The following is a 15,607-nucleotide window of genomic DNA, read 5'->3' on the forward strand; positions in this document are numbered from 1 at the left end:
CCTGACACCGCTGGAGATTGTGGCCGCGAGATTGCTGGCCCGTACCGTGGATCGACCTGTGCGACGCCGCGCCGGGAAAGCCGCCAACGGCCATTCTGCGTCGATGCGGCTGTTTACAATTTCCCCAGGAAAGGCAAAGAGTCAACTATCGCAACTCGCGCGTGTCTGCGCTTGACACAACCTCACAAGAATCGAGTTTTGAGATGACCAAACTGCTTTCACGGCCTCTGGCGGCCGCCGCCGTTATGTCCCTGACCGCTCCGGCAATGGCCGAAATGAAATATGAAAACGCGACAGGCGGCAGCGCCCTTGCGTATGGCCAGCTCGACCCGGCCTATCTGTCCTTTGACGACGGGGTGTCCACCACCAGCGACATCGTCGACAACACCAACTCGAACAGCCGCGTCGGTCTGTGGCTGCGCCAGGACTATGGGGCGAACAAGTTCTCGTTCAATTTCGAGACCGCGCTGGGTCTGCGGCCCTCGGCGGGCCTGTCCCAGGCCACCACGCCCAAGGGAGTCGATTGGGACCGGACCGATATCCGCAAGGTCGATTTCAGCCTGCAAACGGCCAGTGCCGGGACCTTCTTTGCCGGTCAGGGCAGCATGTCCACGGATGGTGTCGCTGAATCCGACCTGTCGGGGACCTCGCTGATCACCTATTCGTCGGTGCCGGATACGGCCGGATCCTTTGTCTTTCGGACCGCGGCGGGGGCCTTGTCCACCCGCTCGATCGGCGGTTCGTTCGGCAACTTTGACGGCGCGCGGCTGGGTCGTGTGCGCTATGACACGCCGACCTTTTCAGGATTCACGTTGTCGGCCTCGTGGGGGACCAACATCCTGTCCTCGCAAAACGACTCGGAAACTGCGGCGATTGCGCTGCGCTATGCCGGCGATTTCGGTGACTACAAAATGCGCGGTGCCATCGGGTATTCATCGACAAAGCCCGGCGGCGGCGCGTCCGATTTCGATGACACGATCGGCTCGTTCAGCGTGCTGCACAGCTCGGGGATCAACTTTACCCTTGCCGGTGGTGATCGCAGTACAGCGGGCAACTATGGCTATGGCAAGCTGGGCTATCTGGCCAGTTGGTTCTCGGTGGGCAGCACCGCCTTGTCGGTCGATTACTACCGCGGCAGCGATCAGAGCGGGGCTGGCTCGAAATCCAAGTCGATCGGTTTTGGCGCGGTGCAGAAATTCGACAACGCCAACATCGAAGCCTATCTGGGCTACCGCACCTATGAACTGACCGAAACGGCAGCGTCCTATCAGGACGCTTCTTCGATCATGTTCGGGGCGCGCTGGAAGTTCTGAGCCGCAGATTACTGCTCGATTGCAAGATCAAAGCGCGCTCTTCGGGGCGCGCTTTCTTGTTTCATTCCCGTTTGCGGCGACTTTGCCCTGTAAAGCCCCTTGCACCGCACCGTGCGGACCAATAGAAGGCCCCAAATTTGCACAGTGCGCCGTCGGTGCACGTATGAACCTATGGGGAAGTCTGATGCAAGTCACCGAGACAATGAACGAAGGTCTGAAACGCGGCTACGCGATCAAGGTCAGCGCCGCGGAACTGGAGGGCAAGGTCAACGAAAAGCTTGCCGAAGCCCAGCCGGAAATCGAAATGAAAGGCTTTCGCAAGGGCAAGGTCCCGATGCCGCTGTTGAAGAAACAGTTCGGTCAGCGCCTGATGGGCGAAGCGATGCAGGAAACCATCGACGGCGCCATGAGCAAGCATTTCGAAGACAGCGGCGACCGTCCGGCGCTGCAGCCCGAAGTGCGGATGACCAACGAAGACTGGAAGGAAGGCGATGACGTCGAAGTGTCTCTTTCCTACGAGGCGCTGCCCGAGATTCCGGAAGTCGACCTGAAGTCGATCACTTTGGAAAAGCTGGTGGTCAAGGCCGGCGACGAGGATATCGAAGAGGCGCTGGGCAATCTGGCCGAGACCGCGCAGGATTTCGAGCCCCGCGATGAAGGGTCCAAGGCCGAAGACGGCGATCAGGTGGTCATGGATTTCGTCGGCAAGGTCGACGGCGAGGCCTTTGAGGGCGGTTCGGCCGAGGATTACCCGCTGGTTCTGGGCAGCAACAGCTTTATCCCCGGCTTCGAAGAGCAACTGGTTGGCGTGACGACGGGCGAAGAAAAGGCCGTTACAGTCAATTTCCCCGAGGATTATCAGGCCGAGCATCTGGCCGGCAAGGAAGCGGTCTTTGACTGCACCATCAAGGAAGTGAAAAAGCCGGTCGCCGCCAAGATCGATGACGAATTGGCCAAGAAGTTCGGTGCCGAGGATCTGGACGCGCTGAAAACCCAGATCGGCGAGCGCCTGGAAGCGGAATATGCCGGCGCGGCCCGCGCGGTGATGAAGCGGACCCTGCTGGACGAATTGGACAAGATCGTAAACTTTGAACTGCCGCCCAGCCTGGTTGACGCCGAGGCCGGTCAGATCGCGCATCAGCTTTGGCATGACGAGAACCCGGACGTTCAGGGCCATGATCACCCCGAGATCACTCCGACCGAAGAGCACACCCGACTGGCCGAACGCCGTGTCCGTCTGGGCCTGTTGCTGGCCGAACTGGGCCAGAAGGCCGAGGTGCAGGTCAGCGACGCCGAAATGACCCAGGCGATCATGAACCAGGCGCGGCAGTACCCGGGTCAGGAACGCCAGTTCTTTGAATTTGTACAGCAGAATCAGCAGATGCAGCAGCAATTGCGCGCGCCGCTGTTCGAGGACAAGGTCGTGGATTACGTGTTCGAACTGGCGACGATCACCGACAAGACAGTCAGCAAGGACGAGCTGCAGAAAGCCGTCGAGGCCATGGAAGAAGAATAAGGCGACAATGGCGCCGCCAAACGTGATGAGAGCCGCCCGAAGGGGCGGCTCTCTGCTTTTGAGGGTGAGGGTGGTTTGGTAGTTGTGAGTGGTGTCGTGCCTTGGTCGTTGTCAGCCGGTTCGGCGTAAGGATTGCAGCGAGTCCGGCGGCAGTTGGTTGCCGACCGCCTGGATCAGGCGTTGGACGGCCGCGACTTCTTCGTCGTTGTCTGCGTCACGCAATTGCTGAGCAAAGTAGTCACGCAATTCGCCGCTGTCGCGCTTGCGCGGCGTTTTTCGTTTTTTTGCCAACTCGCGTTCGGCGATTCGATCCAGGCATTCCTGTTCGGTCGCAAAGACGTCGTGCTTGATGCCTGAAAATTCGCGAATGCTGGCAATTCTCTCGTCCGAGCAATCCATCAAGGCCGCCATGGCCGTGACCTTGCCCATCGGCTTGGCGCTGCCAAGATAGTCATAGGGCGCATTTCCGGAGCGTTTCAAGACCCGGTTCATCACCGGGTCGATGACCGCGACCGCGTCCAGGACGCCGGCGTTTTTCGCGTATTCAAAAGCCCCGATCATGACTTCGCTAGTAACATAAGAGATCGAGTTTCGGGTTTTCCCGCCCGACAGCTTGACGGTGTCGACGCAAAATCGCGTGGCTTCCCAGATCTGCGCGCTGCGCAGCGGCGGTTCGCCATCCAGCAGATTGTAAAACACATCTGCCAGCATGTGCGGACCAGTGGTCTGCAACAGGCGCATGCACCCGACAACATCCCCGTCATCATCGATGCTGACGATATGCGTTGGATCGAGATTGTCGAAATCGTCGATCTCCATGCCGTCCCGAACATCGACTTCCCAGCCAAGCCGGTCTTGAAATACCCGCGCGCGCAGCCGGTACATGTCATTGAGAACAGTAGAGAATTTCTGTCTGTTCAGTGAGTCAATTGTGATTATCATTCCGTTCCCCATCGTCTTTCCACGTTTTAAGTTACATATGTGGAAAATTCGATCTATTGGGGAATTCCCGTATGTCGGGGCCGTCTGGGTTTAGCCGGGCAAAATCAGATTCAACCCAACCGCGCGCCCGACAGCCTGAGCGGTCGACAGCGCCCCCAACTTCTCGCGGCCCGAGCGCAGATGCACCTCGACGGTCCGGTGCGAGATGGAAAGAATGTCGCCAATATCCTGCTGGGATTTACCCACCGCGACCCATTGCAGGATTTCGATTTCCCGCGACGATAGGGCCGGCATGGAAAGGGCGCGGGCCAGCACTCCCGTCTGCATGACATTGTCATGGATGTGAACGGCCGAGACCTGAAGATCGCCCATGACGACCTTTTTCTGTTTTTCCCATTCGACCGTAGAGCAGTTTCGGGTGACGCTGAGTAGTCCGCATTCGCCATAAGGGCCGCGGATCGGCACCGTCATGCCGCGGTCGCTTATCCCGAAATCATGGGCGTCGCGAAAGACCTTGGTGAATTTTCCGTCATGGTCGAAACGGCTCCAATCCACCGGTGCGATGCTCTTGGCGGATTTGTACAGAGTCGGATCGACATGATGAAAGCCGCGCTTGGTATAGTGCAGTTTCCATTCTTCGGGGTAGTTGGCATAGCCGCGTACATCGCCGTTGACCGGATTCGCCGAAGCATAGGACGCATAGTCAAAACCGAGCATCTGGCACAGATCGTCCAGGAATACATCCGCGTGCTGGTCGACGTCCTGCACTGAACTCAGATCGATCAGTTTCACATTGTTGTCCTCGACACCCGGCGCGGTTACGCCGCGGCTAGGTGGTCACCTTCACCTTGGTTTCGGTGTTCGCCATGGACCGGATAAAGGCGAGAACCGCCTTTTTCTGTCCCTCGGGCAGGGCCGCATAAAGTTCAATCAATTCCAGTTTTTCGGGGTCCGAGAGAAAGGACATGTTGTCTTGCGGTGTCGCGTCCTTGCCTGAGCCGCCCAGCTTGTCCGGTTTTATGCCGTCAAAGAACTGCGTGACATCCACCCCCAGAACGTCGGCGATCGACCACAACCGCGAGGCGCTGACACGGTTGGCGCCGGTTTCGTATTTCTGTACCTGCTGAAATCTGACCCCGATGGCATCGCCCAGTTCAGTCTGGCTGATGCCCAGCGAGCGCCGACAGGCGCGGATTCGTTTTCCGACGAGAATATCTACCGTGTTCATATCAGTCCTCTGTCCCCCGACCTTGGGAATATTGAAACTGCAGTCTCCACATGCCCCAATAAACTTGGCGTTCCGGCTTGCGCAGCTCACAAAGTTCACGTTTTCAAGTTTAGCCACTTTGCACCAGATCGCGCTTGCAGGCAATGAATTTCCGATTGTCGGCGCCATGCCGGGTTCAACGGGGCGTTGAAAATTTGAATCAACCCCGGCCGTTCCCTCTGCGCAATTTCCTGGCTTGCCCGAGGCTGGTTGATGCGATGCCGGCCGTTTGCCGGACCTGGCTATTTGATTTCGATCGGTTGCACCAGTCCGGTTTCTTCCAGCATGCCGCGCCGTTTCGCTTCTTTCCAGTATCCGCGTGAATAATGCTTGATCGCGGCATCCTGGCTGCCATCCGCCAGCAGCCAGGCACCACGCAGGTATTTTCCGGCATATTTCAGGTTGATTTCCGCATCCAGCAGGTCCTTTGGCTGTCCCTCAAAACCCATGGACCGGGCCGTCGCGGGCAGAATTTGCAGCAGCCCATAGTAGGGCCGGTTGATCGCCCACGGGCGGTGCGTGCTTTCGCGCACGGCCAAACGGTGAACCAGTGAGCGGGGGATTTCGTAGAGATCGCCGTATTTGTTGATCAAACGCCGCAACTCGGGTGTTTCATTGGCGTAAAGAGGCGGCGTAGGTTGGGCCCGGACGGGCTTGTCGGCGGGCGCGCCGCAGGCGGATGTGGCAAAACCAAGCGCAAGCAGGGCCAATGCGCGCCGACGGGTCAGTGATGACATTGCTCGTCTCTTTCTATGTCGCAATCCGGACAAGATAATGCGGGAATGGCGCAAAACAACACCGAGCAACGCCGCGTCTGCTGGATGAGCGATAGGCCGCCAGTCCCGCAGTCCGCGCGTCGTCGCAGGTGGAAGTCGTTGCGATACAGCGTTTGCGGTCCGCGCCACAATGTCGGATCGTCGCCCGGGCGGCTGCGCTGCCGCCTGGCCAAGTTACGCAGGAGCCCCGGGCGCATGGTTTTGGAGCAAACGGAGCAGGATGCGCGGCATTCAGGCACTCGCGGCATCGCGCCAATCAGCAGATTGACGCGCATATTGCGGGGTCCGGTTGCGTGACGCAGAACTGGACCGATTGCCTGTTCTCGCAATGGTCGCCGCATGTGGGCGATCCCGGTCTCGGCGGATGGCTAACGGTTGCTGCCTATGGGCTGGCATGTGCGCTGTGTCTGCTGGCCTTTGGGCGGCAACCGCAGAGACATCTGCGGCGGCTGGGACAGGGGCTGGCAGCGGTTCTGGCGGCGCTGATGATCAACAAGCAACTGGACCTGCAATCGGCGTTGACGGGGCTGGCGCGATGTTTTCTGCAGGAACGGGGCTGGTACGAGGCGCGGCAATGGCTGCAGGTCTTTGCGGTTCTGGCGCTGGTGCTGATTTGCATACTGGTCGGGGGGATTCTGCTGCGCGGGATGCGCGCGCATCTGTCTCTGGTCTGGCCGGCGCTCCTGGGGGTATTCTGCCTCATGGGCTTTGTCGCCGTCCGGGCCTATGGCATCCATCATCTCGAACGATTCGTCGGCCTGGTTCTGCACAAGGGGGGGCTGACGACCCTGCTGGAATTGGGCGGCATCGCATTGATTTGTGCCAATTCAATATGGCTGTTGACGCGGCGGCGCAGGCCGGATCCTGAGCGCAAACCAAACGCGGCGCGGTACGATGAGTGACCGTCCGGTCGTGGGAAGTACCCTTGCGTACCGCCAGAAACCGGCGGAACTGAGGCAAAAAAAAACCGCGCAAGGCCGGGCCTTGCGCGGTGATTTCGCATTGAACTTTGTGCGATCAGGCCCGGTTTTCGTCCTCTTCGGCCGCGCTGTCCGTGGCCGGAGCGGTTTCGGCAAGGTCGACGTCTTCGGACGCGGCGCTGCCGATATCGTCGAACAGTTCCGCGATCTCGAACTCGGCGGCGGCCTCTTCTTCGGCGGCCAGTTCCTGGATCGACTTGCCAGAGGCTTGCAGTTCGGCCTCTTCGACCGAACGGGCGACGTTGATCGCGATTTCCGCGTCAACCTCGGGGTGCAGGACCACCGTAACCTTGTGCAGGCCCAGTTCCTTGATCGGCGCGGTCAGGACAACCTGTTTGCGGTCGACCGAGAACCCGTCTTCGGTAGCCACATCGGCGATGTCGCGCGGTGTGACCGACCCATAGAGCGAGCCGGCATCGGATGCCGAGCGAATCACGACGAACTGCTGGCCGTCCAGCTTTTCGGCCAGGGCCTCGGCCTCTTTGCGGGTCTCCAGATTGCGCGCTTCCAGCTGCGCTTTCTGCGCCTCGAAATTGGCGATATTGGCGTCGGACGCGGACAGCGCCTTGCCCTGCGGCAGCAGGAAATTGCGCGCATAGCCGGACTTTACGTCGACGACGTCGCCCATCTGGCCCAGCTTGGCCACGCGTTCCAAAAGGATCACTTGCATGTCAAACTCTCCTTACTTGACGGCATAGGGCAGCAGGGCGAGGAAGCGGGCGCGTTTGATGGCGCGGGCCAGTTCACGCTGCTTTTTCGCCGAGACGGCGGTGATCCGGCTGGGCACGATCTTGCCGCGTTCGCTGATATAGCGCTGCAGCAGGCGGGTGTCTTTGTAGTCGATGGCCGGTGCGTTGTCGCCCGAGAAGGGGCAAACTTTGCGGCGGCGGAAAAACGGTTTGGCTGCCATGATTTACAGTCCTTTTCTCAAGCTTACGATCAACGGCGGTCGCGACGACCGTCGCGTTCGTCGCGTTTCTGCATCTGCACCGACGGACCTTCTTTGTGGGCGTCGACCTTGATGGTCAGAACCCGCATCACGTCGTCATGCAAGCGCATCAGGCGTTCCATTTCCTGCACGGCCGGTGCCGGAGCATCGGTGCGCAGAAAGGCATAGTGGCCCTTGCGGTTCTTGTTGATCTTGTAGGCCATCGTCTTGACGCCCCAGTACTCGTGATCGACGAGGCTGCCGCCATTGTCCGACAGCACGGCACCAAAATGTTCGATAAGGCCTTCGGCTTGCGTGTTGGACAAATCCTGACGCGCAATCATGACATGCTCATAGAGTGGCATGTGGACTCCTGTCTTGTTTCAAGGCGCATTTCAAAGGTGGGGCCATATCCCTTTCGCGGCCCCGCCACGAGAGACTGCGCGGTTCAGTTGGTTGCGAAAGGATGGCCTCATATACACGGTTTGATCCGGGGAGCAAGGCCGCATGCCCGCAGGTTCAGCATGGCGATCACGATGGCAGGTGTCAGAGCCCGGCGGGCCTGACGCTTTGGTAACCATTCTACGTCTAGCCTGACGGCGTGAGAAGACATACGGCGACCTGGAAAGGGCAGATGACATGGACGATGGGCCACCGGGCACAACTGCGGTGAAGCCGCAGGCCTTCAGGCAGGCTGACCGGTTCACGAGGGCCGACAGCCCATATCTGCGTCGCGTTGTTCTGCGGTTCGTCGGGGTGGCTCTGTTTCTAAGTGCCGCCGGAATGTGGCTGCTGGATGGGGCCCCGCGCGCAGGCGAGGTTCTGCTGATCAAACTGGGCCTCAGCATTGTCTGTTTTTTTGCCGGTGCGGTCCTGCTGACCAGTCCGTGTGGCCGCGATCCGGGACAACGTCAGCTGCCGGCTACGGGCTATCGCCAAAAGGGGTCAATGGCGGTGCAACCTGCGCCGGGCATTGACGAAATGAGCAGGCGGCTCGCGACCGTGGGTGTCGCGGCCCGCGCGCACGAAAAATCGCGCAGGCGTTTGCGGATCGAGTTTCGAACACCGGGCTGCACGCTGCATATGCTTTTGAACGGACGGAAGTCGGTGCTGTCGCGCCCGGCATCGGGGGAGGCGGGCTGGCGGTGGCCGGCCTTTCTGCCATTTGCGCCGCATCGAAATCGCGGAATCGGCTGACGCGAAGCTCCGGCTGGGCGGGGCAGGCGCCCGGCGCAGTGGTCGTGATCGGAAATTGATGCAATCTGTGTTGACAGAATGTCTGTTTGCCATCCGAATAAGCGGATACCCTGCGGGTTCCACGTGCAATCCATTGCGTTGATCTGGCGCAACCGGTGCCCGTGCTGCGGGAACCGAGTTGCTGTTCGCCGTTTGACCAGAGGAAATTTGAGATGATACCCAAAATCGCCGCAGCCGCCGCGCTCGCTGTCTTTACCACGACCGGCAGCGCGGAAACCTGGTTGATAGATCCCGAGCATACCGAGGTCAGGGCCTATTGGGATCATGCCGGATTTTCCGAGCAGTCTCTGGAATTCACCCAGGTCGATGGGTCGCTGACCTTTTCGCTGAACGCGGTGCCCGAGTCTCAGGCGTTTTTCAGCATACCTGTCAGCAGCATGGAAACCGGCGTTGAACGTTTCAACCACGATCTTTGGAGCTCGACTTTTTTCGATCTGGAGAACCATCCCAACATCACGTTCAGCTCGACCACATTTCAGCAGACGGGGCCGAAAAAGTTGAAGGTCACGGGCGATCTGACGATCAAGGATGTGACGCGACCGGCGGTGTTTGACGTCACGGTGCACAATGTCGGCGAGCATCCGGTCGGCAAGTTCTTTGACTATTTCGCCGGCAACTGGTTGGGGGTGACCGCGGTGGCCACGATCAAGCGTTCGGAATGGGGAATGGGCGCCTTTGTTCCGATGGGCTCGGATGAGATTCGGATCGTGATCAACTCGGAATTGCGGGCCGAGGAATAGAGCCGGTTCGGGGGTCAGGGGATGGTGCGTCTGGCCACCAGTTCGACCGCGATCGTCACGGTCTGGCCCAGAGTTTTCTGATCGGCCAACGCGGCACCGATGCCATAGTCCAGCCGGTTCAGGTCGACCTGGCCAGACATGGTTGCGACGTCGTCGTGGATTTGCAGGGAAAAGGGCAGCAAAACAGGCATCGAAATGCCGCGTAAGGTAAGTATGCCGTTGGCGACGTGGCCGGTGTCGGTTCGTTGGATTTCAGCAGAATAGGTGGCCGTGGGATGCGCCGCATGGTCAAGGAAATCCGGTCTCAGCGCCTGGTCCGTGACCGACCCCAGAGTCAGCGAAGCAATCGAGACCTCCACCCGCACCTGACCGGCAACTCCCGGCGCACTGGGGTCGGCATAGGCAATCGCGGCGGTCCAGTCGGCAAAGGCGCCGGTGACCGGCGTGCCCAGTTGGGTGATGGTCAGCGTCAGGCTGCCCTGTTCGACCTGCCAATCGGAACGCGGCTGGGCCAGTGGCTCGGGTGTGGCGACAGAACCGCGATGCGCCGAGATCGCCCCGCTCAAAAGCCCGGCACCGAGTGCCATGGCCCAGACCGTCACCGCCAGAACAATGGGCAAGGCCGAGCGTGGATGCGCCTGTGGGTGCGGCAGGTCGCGGCGACCGAACCACATGCGCAGCAGGGTCTGGTCACGGTCGATCAGATGATGTTTCAGCGCGCCGGCGATGTGCAGCGCCAGGGCCACGACCAGAACCCATTCCAGCACTTTATGCAGCCCGGAAAGGATCGACGCCAGGACAGGATCGACGGGGATGAAGGGCAGGTTTTGACCGAAGGGCCACCAGATCGGGGCAAAGCCGGTGGTGGCCGCATGACTGAACCACCCGGTCAGCGGTACCAGCAGCAGCGAGCCATAGAGCAGCCAATGTACGGTTTCGGCGGCCAGCAGTTCGATGCGTCGCTCGGGATGCAGAGGCCGCGGCTTGGTCTGGCTCATGGTCCAGGCGATCCGGGCCAGGGCGGTCAGGAATATGGTCAGGCCGAGGGTCTTGTGCATCGAGAACAGCAGGGCCGCGCGCGTCAGATCCGCCGCGCTGTCCGGCGTGGCCTGGCGAAACGCTTCGGCCATGCCATTGGCAGTGATCCCCAGCGGAATGATGGTCACGATCAGCAGCGCTGTCAGCCAGTGAAAGAGCTTGCTGACAAACCCGTATCGGGCCGGTGAATTTCCGAGTCTCATCGCCTACTCCGCAGGGTGCCGGCCGAGGATAGGGGAAATCTGGCGGCATTCAACGCAGCGTGTCGCACAGGAGGTGCGCGGCACGTTGATCCGGGCGGCCGGCGGGCGTTGCCACAGGCGTCGGCGCAGGCTATGCCGGGGATAAAGCAGCGGAGGCACGTGATGAGCAGAGCATTTGTATTTCCTGGCCAGGGTGCGCAGACGATCGGTATGGGGCAGTCGCTGGCCCAGGCCTATCCGGCGGCGCGGGCGGTGTTCGAAGAGGTGGACGAGGCGCTGGGCGAGAGCTTGAGCGGACTGATCTGGGACGGGGATATCGAGACTCTGACGATGACGCAGAATGCCCAGCCGGCTCTGATGGCGACTTCGCTGGCGGCAATGCGGGCGCTGCAGGCCGAAGGCGTGGAGACCAGTGCCGCGGATTTCGTCGCTGGCCATTCGCTGGGCGAGTATTCGGCGTTGGCAGCGGTGGGCGCGCTCAGTCTGGCGGACACCGCGCGTCTGTTGCGCACCCGGGGCGAAGCGATGCAACGCGCCGTACCGGTCGGTGTCGGCGCGATGGCGGCTCTGCTGGGGCTGGATCTGGCGGCCGTGCGCGAGGTCGCGCAGGAGGCAGCCCAGGGCGAGGTCTGCGAGGCGGCAAACGACAACGACCCGGCGCAGGTTGTGGTGTCGGGCCATAAAAAGGCAGTCGAGCGCGCGATCGATCTGGCCAAGACCCGCGGGGCCAAACGCGCGGTGATGCTGCCGGTCAGCGCTCCGTTTCACTGCAAGTTGATGCAGCCGGCAGCCGAAGTCATGGCCGAGGCGCTGGCCTCGGTGGACATCCAGACGCCTGCCGTGCCGGTCATCGCAAATGTGTTGGCCGAACCGGTTTCGGACCCGCAGGCGATCCGCGATCTGCTGGTACGTCAGATCACCGGAGCGGTGCGTTGGCGCGAATCCGTTCAGGCCATGGCGGCACAGGGTGTCACGGAAATCTGGGAGATCGGTGCCGGTAAGGCCTTGTCGGGCATGGTGCGGCGTATCGATCGCAGCATCGCCTGCAAGGCTGTCGGCACGGCCGAAGACGCCAAGGCGGTTGCTGCCACGCTGGCCTGAACGCCCGAAGGAACAGAGTAACCGCCGGCATCGTTTCGCTGCGCGCGAACTGTGCCGGAAGCAAGAGGAACACACATGTTTGATTTGACCGACAAGACCGCGCTGATCACCGGTGCGTCCGGCGGAATTGGCGCGGCGATTGCCCGCGCGCTGCATGGGGCGGGGGCGACGGTGGCCCTGTCCGGAACGCGTGTCGAGCCGCTGCAGGCGCTGGCCGCGGAACTTGGCGAACGGACGCATGTGCTGCCATGCAACCTGAGCGATGCCGCTGCTGTCGAGATGTTGCCGAAACAGGCCGCCGAAGCGATGGGGCGCGTCGATATCCTGATCAACAACGCCGGCATCACCCGGGACAATCTGTTCATGCGCATGTCCGATGCGGACTGGCAGAGCGTGATCGATGTCAATCTGACCGCGACCTTCAAACTGTGCAAGGGCGTGATGCGGGGAATGATGAAGGCCCGTTGGGGCCGGATCGTGAATATCAGTTCTGTCGTGGGCGCGACCGGCAATCCGGGGCAGGCCAATTATGCCGCGTCCAAGGCCGGCATGGTCGGTATGACCAAGAGTCTGGCCTATGAGGTGGCCAGCCGCGGGATCACAGCCAACGCGGTGGCACCGGGGTTCATCGAAACCGCCATGACCGACAAGCTGACGGACGATCAGAAAACTGCGATTCTGGACCAGGTGCCTGCCGGACGTATGGGTGGCGCCGACGAGATCGCTGCGGCGGTCCTTTATCTGTCCAGTCCGGAGGCGGGCTATGTCACCGGGGCGACGCTACACCTGAATGGCGGAATGGCGATGCTGTGACGCGGACGGCTGCGGCGCTAGAACGCGCTGCAGCTGGCGCTGCAATTGCGGGGCCTGGATGTCCGGCGCGATCTCGATCAACGGCACACCGGCGCGACTCAGCGCTTCTGTTTTGATGGCGTCGCGTGCGGGCTGATCGGTCCGGGGCTGATTGATCGCGTGCACCCTGCGTTGCACGTCGATTGCGCAGACGCACAGGCCAAAACGATCGAACACCGCAAAATCCAGCTGTCTGGAGTTGATCGTGGCGCAGGCATGCCGGCGATCATCGCTGCTGGCGCATCCGTGCCGGGGGGCGATGATGTCGCCCAGGCTGGTCCGGGTCGTGACCCGAAGGCCGCTGTCGGCGGCTTGCGCCGCATGTTCGATGATGGGCAACAGGCGCGACTCCGCCGGGTTCAGAAGTCGGATACGCTCGAATCGGACTCGGGCAATGGCCTGCAGAGGATCGGCCGCGATCAACTTGTCAGCCGATTCCGCTTGGGGCTGCCGGCGCATAGCTGGCACACCCGGAGGGCGCGGCAAAGCGACGCCATGCGGCCGCTTGGCCAGACGGCTGACCAGAAACAAAAGAACCACAATGGCCAAGGCGATCAGCAGCCCCTGAACCTGATGCAGGTGCAGAAAGAAAACAGAAGCTTTGGCGGTTTCGCTGGCCTGAACAGCATTCATGACGGCACCGGGATTGACAGGATACGGATTGCGCGGCTTGGGAAACAGACAAACCGCCAAAGGGCGGCATTTTGGTGGCGGGCTTGCGGCGCGACGATGATATCGGACGCATTTCTGAAAGCATTTGCCTAATCGTCAGTCTATGTTATAGGCGGCGCAGATTGGCGGGTGGGACAATGGCCTTGCACTGCCAAACCCGGACAGCCGGGATCGAGCCGCCTGATGAGGGCGAAACAAACCCACCCCAAGCGGGCTAGGGCAGACTTGGGCCAAGCGCCCGCAATGGAATGAGGAATGAACATGAGCGACGTCGCAGACCGCGTTAAGAAGATCGTTGTGGAACATCTGGGTGTTGAAGAAGACAAGGTGACCGAGAACGCTTCGTTCATCGATGACCTGGGTGCGGACAGCCTGGACACGGTCGAGCTGGTGATGGCGTTCGAAGAAGAGTTCGGCATCGAAATTCCCGACGACGCGGCAGAAACCATTCAGACCTTTGGGGACGCGGTCAAATTCATCTCCGAAGCCTCCTGAACGCGGGTACCACCGATTGAAAAAGCGGCGCTTCTAGCCACGGAAGCGCCGCTTTTTTCGTTTCGGCCATGGAAATGCTTGCGCATGACCGGGCTGTGCTGTCAGAATCCGAGTGAGGCAGGCAGACAACAAGCGGCGCAATGATCCGTGCAGTTCCGAACATCAACACAACGCATCTAACCTTGCGGGCGATGCGGCCCGAGGATTTCGACAGGTTCGCGGAAATCTGGGCGACGCCCGAGGTGGTCCGCCATGTCGGCGGTCAGCCCTGGAGCCGGGGACGGGCCTGGGAGTCGTTCCTGCGCAATGCCGGGCACTGGCACATGGCCGGGTTCGGCCAATGGGCGATTGTCGAACAATGTTCGCGCCGCATCGTCGGGCAGACCGGGTTCTTTTTCGGCGACCGGGCGCTGGGCGAGGATTTCGACCCTTATCCCGAGGCCGGCTGGATCCTGGCCCCAGAGGCCCAGGGCCGGCGATTGGGCATCGAGGCGGCAAAGGCGGCGCATGACTGGTTCGATCGGGTGATTCCCGGCCCGCTGGTGGCAAAGGTCAGTCCCGAGAATACGCCGTCGCTGAGGCTGGCGGCGGATATCGGCTATCGAGAAATTCGGCGGATCGACGCCAACGGCGAATCGATGGTCCTGCTGCGCCGCAATGGACCGCCCCAGCGGTTGTGACGCCGCAAATGATGCAGGCAGTGACGGATTAGAGGAACGGGCGGCCCCGTTTTGTGCTATCGTGCGCCGACTGCATATGGCCATCATTGGGGGGCAAGGTCATGATGATTTATCCGACCATAGAAATTCAACACGGACGCTGCGTGTCGCTGGAAAAGGGCCGTCTGGACGAGGCGACCATCTGGCACGTCGATCCGGTCGAAACCGCACATGGCTTCGCGGTTGCCGGAGCCGAGTGGATGCATCTGACCGATTTCGATGCGGTCGAAGGGCGCGACGAGAACAGTGCGCTGGTCGAAGAGATCATTCGGGCGGCGGGCATTCCGGTGCAGCTGGGCGGTGGATTTCGCAGCCGCGAGTCGGTCGAACGCTGGATCGACAAGGGCGCAGGCCGCATCGTGATCGGCACGATGGCGGCCCATAACCCGGCGCTGGTGCGCGAACTGGCCGAGCATCATCCGGATCAGATCGTTCTGGCGGTGGATGTCTGGCGCGGACAGGTTATGACCGAGGGCTGGCGCACATCCAGCGCTCTCACGCCGGACAGCTTTATTTCGGCCTTTGGTGATACGCCTTTCGCCGGCATCATCATCACCGATATCGACAGCGACATGGATGAGGTCGATGCCCAGTTGGGCTTGATTGCCGGGCTGGCCGCGCATGCCAGATCGCAGGTGATCGCCAGCGGTGTGGTGCGCAGCATCGACGACATCGCGCGGCTGACCTATGTGCCAAACATTTCCGGCGCGCTGGTGGGGCGGGCGCTATTTCGCAAGGCGGTGGATCTGGGCGAGGCTCTGGCCGTCGCGCAGCCGGGGCCCGAACCCGTGGCAGAGTTTCAATAGCG

General features: G+C 61.1%; 20 protein-coding genes. 11 read left to right on the forward strand and 9 right to left on the reverse strand.

All coding sequences use genetic code 11. The features are described 5' to 3' along the window. Positions 1 to 203: 203 nt before the first annotated feature. Together ACFMPD_RS12260 and tig are read left to right on the forward strand one after the other, a co-directional pair. Positions 204 to 1,313, forward strand: coding sequence for a porin (locus ACFMPD_RS12260; RefSeq protein WP_380994651.1), 1,110 nt, complete (start codon positions 204 to 206; stop codon positions 1,311 to 1,313). A 184-nt stretch (positions 1,314 to 1,497) separates the two neighbouring features. After that, positions 1,498 to 2,829, forward strand: coding sequence for a trigger factor (gene tig, locus ACFMPD_RS12265; protein WP_380994654.1), 1,332 nt, complete (start codon positions 1,498 to 1,500; stop codon positions 2,827 to 2,829). 111 nt (positions 2,830 to 2,940) lie between these two features. On the opposite strand, the gene ACFMPD_RS12270 is transcribed toward tig, so the two are convergent. From ACFMPD_RS12270 to ACFMPD_RS12285, 4 genes are all read right to left on the reverse strand, one after another. Beyond that, positions 2,941 to 3,783: an acyl-homoserine-lactone synthase gene (locus tag ACFMPD_RS12270; protein WP_380994657.1), complete on the reverse strand. Its 843-nt coding sequence runs from the start codon at positions 3,781 to 3,783 to the stop codon at positions 2,941 to 2,943. Between the two features lie 78 nt (positions 3,784 to 3,861). Beyond that, positions 3,862 to 4,563 carry a LuxR family transcriptional regulator gene (locus ACFMPD_RS12275; protein ID WP_380994660.1) on the reverse strand — a complete coding sequence of 234 codons (702 nt, stop codon included), beginning with the start codon at positions 4,561 to 4,563 and terminating at the stop codon, positions 3,862 to 3,864. 37 nt (positions 4,564 to 4,600) lie between these two features. Continuing rightward, the gene (locus ACFMPD_RS12280) at positions 4,601 to 4,999 is read right to left on the reverse strand and encodes a helix-turn-helix domain-containing protein (RefSeq protein ID WP_380994663.1); all 399 of its coding nucleotides are present in this window, start codon (positions 4,997 to 4,999) and stop codon (positions 4,601 to 4,603) included. A gap of 281 nt (positions 5,000 to 5,280) precedes the next feature. After that, complete coding sequence (locus ACFMPD_RS12285) at positions 5,281 to 5,775, reverse strand: transglycosylase SLT domain-containing protein (RefSeq protein WP_380994665.1); 495 nt, start codon at positions 5,773 to 5,775, stop codon at positions 5,281 to 5,283. A gap of 332 nt (positions 5,776 to 6,107) precedes the next feature. Here ACFMPD_RS12285 and ACFMPD_RS12290 point away from each other — a divergent pair, with 332 nt between their 5' ends. Next, the gene (locus ACFMPD_RS12290) at positions 6,108 to 6,716 is read left to right on the forward strand and encodes an isopropylmalate isomerase (RefSeq protein ID WP_380994668.1); all 609 of its coding nucleotides are present in this window, start codon (positions 6,108 to 6,110) and stop codon (positions 6,714 to 6,716) included. Between the two features lie 115 nt (positions 6,717 to 6,831). Here ACFMPD_RS12290 and rplI read toward each other — a convergent pair whose 3' ends face one another. From rplI to rpsF, 3 genes are read right to left on the reverse strand one after another with little or no spacing between them, the layout of a single operon-like run. Then, the gene (gene rplI / locus ACFMPD_RS12295; protein WP_380994671.1) at positions 6,832 to 7,464 is read right to left on the reverse strand and encodes a 50S ribosomal protein L9; all 633 of its coding nucleotides are present in this window, start codon (positions 7,462 to 7,464) and stop codon (positions 6,832 to 6,834) included. A gap of 12 nt (positions 7,465 to 7,476) precedes the next feature. Then, positions 7,477 to 7,704, reverse strand: a complete 228-nt coding sequence (rpsR, locus tag ACFMPD_RS12300; protein WP_005852865.1) for a 30S ribosomal protein S18 — start codon at positions 7,702 to 7,704, stop codon at positions 7,477 to 7,479. Between the two features lie 29 nt (positions 7,705 to 7,733). Next, positions 7,734 to 8,087, reverse strand: coding sequence for a 30S ribosomal protein S6 (rpsF, locus tag ACFMPD_RS12305; protein ID WP_380994679.1), 354 nt, complete (start codon positions 8,085 to 8,087; stop codon positions 7,734 to 7,736). A gap of 274 nt (positions 8,088 to 8,361) precedes the next feature. Between rpsF and ACFMPD_RS12310 the strand changes: the two genes are divergently transcribed. Then, positions 8,362 to 8,919, forward strand: coding sequence for a hypothetical protein (locus ACFMPD_RS12310; protein WP_380994681.1), 558 nt, complete (start codon positions 8,362 to 8,364; stop codon positions 8,917 to 8,919). Between the two features lie 212 nt (positions 8,920 to 9,131). Beyond that, positions 9,132 to 9,719 (forward strand): YceI family protein, encoded by a 588-nt coding sequence (locus tag ACFMPD_RS12315; RefSeq protein WP_380994684.1) that lies wholly within the window; start codon positions 9,132 to 9,134, stop codon positions 9,717 to 9,719. A gap of 14 nt (positions 9,720 to 9,733) precedes the next feature. On the opposite strand, the gene ACFMPD_RS12320 is transcribed toward ACFMPD_RS12315, so the two are convergent. Next, a complete protein-coding gene (locus ACFMPD_RS12320) occupies positions 9,734 to 10,960 on the reverse strand; it encodes a cytochrome b/b6 domain-containing protein (RefSeq protein WP_380994687.1) in 1,227 nt (408 codons plus the stop codon). A 162-nt stretch (positions 10,961 to 11,122) separates the two neighbouring features. Here ACFMPD_RS12320 and fabD point away from each other — a divergent pair, with 162 nt between their 5' ends. Beyond that, the gene (fabD, locus tag ACFMPD_RS12325; RefSeq protein WP_380994689.1) at positions 11,123 to 12,061 is read left to right on the forward strand and encodes an ACP S-malonyltransferase; all 939 of its coding nucleotides are present in this window, start codon (positions 11,123 to 11,125) and stop codon (positions 12,059 to 12,061) included. Between the two features lie 75 nt (positions 12,062 to 12,136). After that, complete coding sequence (gene fabG / locus ACFMPD_RS12330) at positions 12,137 to 12,874, forward strand: 3-oxoacyl-[acyl-carrier-protein] reductase (protein WP_380994692.1); 738 nt, start codon at positions 12,137 to 12,139, stop codon at positions 12,872 to 12,874. Here fabG and ACFMPD_RS12335 read toward each other — a convergent pair. Then, positions 12,842 to 13,372 carry a DUF2726 domain-containing protein gene (locus ACFMPD_RS12335; RefSeq protein WP_380994695.1) on the reverse strand — a complete coding sequence of 177 codons (531 nt, stop codon included), beginning with the start codon at positions 13,370 to 13,372 and terminating at the stop codon, positions 12,842 to 12,844. The two genes, fabG and ACFMPD_RS12335, sit on opposite strands and share 33 nt — an antisense overlap. A 36-nt stretch (positions 13,373 to 13,408) precedes the next feature. On the opposite strand from ACFMPD_RS12335, the gene ACFMPD_RS12340 reads away from it, so the two are divergent. The 4 genes from ACFMPD_RS12340 to ACFMPD_RS12355 all read left to right on the forward strand — a co-directional run bounded on the left by ACFMPD_RS12340 (position 13,409) and on the right by ACFMPD_RS12355 (position 15,605). After that, entirely contained in the window at positions 13,409 to 13,678 is a 270-nt protein-coding gene (locus ACFMPD_RS12340; protein WP_380994698.1) for a hypothetical protein, read from the forward strand. 168 nt (positions 13,679 to 13,846) lie between these two features. Next, complete coding sequence (locus ACFMPD_RS12345) at positions 13,847 to 14,080, forward strand: acyl carrier protein (protein ID WP_005982462.1); 234 nt, start codon at positions 13,847 to 13,849, stop codon at positions 14,078 to 14,080. A 140-nt stretch (positions 14,081 to 14,220) separates the two neighbouring features. Continuing rightward, the gene (locus tag ACFMPD_RS12350; RefSeq protein ID WP_380994701.1) at positions 14,221 to 14,760 is read left to right on the forward strand and encodes a GNAT family N-acetyltransferase; all 540 of its coding nucleotides are present in this window, start codon (positions 14,221 to 14,223) and stop codon (positions 14,758 to 14,760) included. Positions 14,761 to 14,861: 101 nt separating this feature from the next. Then, on the forward strand, positions 14,862 to 15,605 hold the full coding sequence (locus tag ACFMPD_RS12355) for a 1-(5-phosphoribosyl)-5-[(5-phosphoribosylamino)methylideneamino]imidazole-4-carboxamide isomerase (protein WP_380994704.1): 744 nt from the start codon (positions 14,862 to 14,864) through the stop codon (positions 15,603 to 15,605). The last annotated feature ends 2 nt before the right edge of the window (positions 15,606 to 15,607 follow it).

Origin of the sequence: Sedimentitalea sediminis, assembly GCF_042687825.1 — a bacterium.
GTDB lineage: Bacteria > Pseudomonadota > Alphaproteobacteria > Rhodobacterales > Rhodobacteraceae > Sedimentitalea.

Excerpts from the sequence above, each read along its gene's own strand:
- ACFMPD_RS12260 (WP_380994651.1), top strand. The coding sequence starts at position 204 with ATGACCAAACTGCTTTCACGGCCTCTGGCGGCCGCCGCCGTTATGTCC.
- tig (WP_380994654.1), top strand. The coding sequence starts at position 1,498 with ATGCAAGTCACCGAGACAATGAACGAAGGTCTGAAACGCGGCTACGCG.
- ACFMPD_RS12270 (WP_380994657.1), bottom strand. The coding sequence starts at position 3,783 with ATGGGGAACGGAATGATAATCACAATTGACTCACTGAACAGACAGAAA.
- ACFMPD_RS12280 (WP_380994663.1), bottom strand. The coding sequence starts at position 4,999 with ATGAACACGGTAGATATTCTCGTCGGAAAACGAATCCGCGCCTGTCGG.
- ACFMPD_RS12285 (WP_380994665.1), bottom strand. The coding sequence starts at position 5,775 with ATGTCATCACTGACCCGTCGGCGCGCATTGGCCCTGCTTGCGCTTGGT.
- rplI (WP_380994671.1), bottom strand. The coding sequence starts at position 7,464 with ATGCAAGTGATCCTTTTGGAACGCGTGGCCAAGCTGGGCCAGATGGGC.
- rpsR (WP_005852865.1), bottom strand. The coding sequence starts at position 7,704 with ATGGCAGCCAAACCGTTTTTCCGCCGCCGCAAAGTTTGCCCCTTCTCG.
- rpsF (WP_380994679.1), bottom strand. The coding sequence starts at position 8,087 with ATGCCACTCTATGAGCATGTCATGATTGCGCGTCAGGATTTGTCCAAC.
- ACFMPD_RS12310 (WP_380994681.1), top strand. The coding sequence starts at position 8,362 with ATGGACGATGGGCCACCGGGCACAACTGCGGTGAAGCCGCAGGCCTTC.
- ACFMPD_RS12315 (WP_380994684.1), top strand. The coding sequence starts at position 9,132 with ATGATACCCAAAATCGCCGCAGCCGCCGCGCTCGCTGTCTTTACCACG.
- ACFMPD_RS12320 (WP_380994687.1), bottom strand. The coding sequence starts at position 10,960 with ATGAGACTCGGAAATTCACCGGCCCGATACGGGTTTGTCAGCAAGCTC.
- fabD (WP_380994689.1), top strand. The coding sequence starts at position 11,123 with ATGAGCAGAGCATTTGTATTTCCTGGCCAGGGTGCGCAGACGATCGGT.
- fabG (WP_380994692.1), top strand. The coding sequence starts at position 12,137 with ATGTTTGATTTGACCGACAAGACCGCGCTGATCACCGGTGCGTCCGGC.
- ACFMPD_RS12335 (WP_380994695.1), bottom strand. The coding sequence starts at position 13,372 with ATGCGCCGGCAGCCCCAAGCGGAATCGGCTGACAAGTTGATCGCGGCC.
- ACFMPD_RS12340 (WP_380994698.1), top strand. The coding sequence starts at position 13,409 with ATGCGGCCGCTTGGCCAGACGGCTGACCAGAAACAAAAGAACCACAAT.
- ACFMPD_RS12345 (WP_005982462.1), top strand. The coding sequence starts at position 13,847 with ATGAGCGACGTCGCAGACCGCGTTAAGAAGATCGTTGTGGAACATCTG.
- ACFMPD_RS12350 (WP_380994701.1), top strand. The coding sequence starts at position 14,221 with ATGATCCGTGCAGTTCCGAACATCAACACAACGCATCTAACCTTGCGG.
- ACFMPD_RS12355 (WP_380994704.1), top strand. The coding sequence starts at position 14,862 with ATGATGATTTATCCGACCATAGAAATTCAACACGGACGCTGCGTGTCG.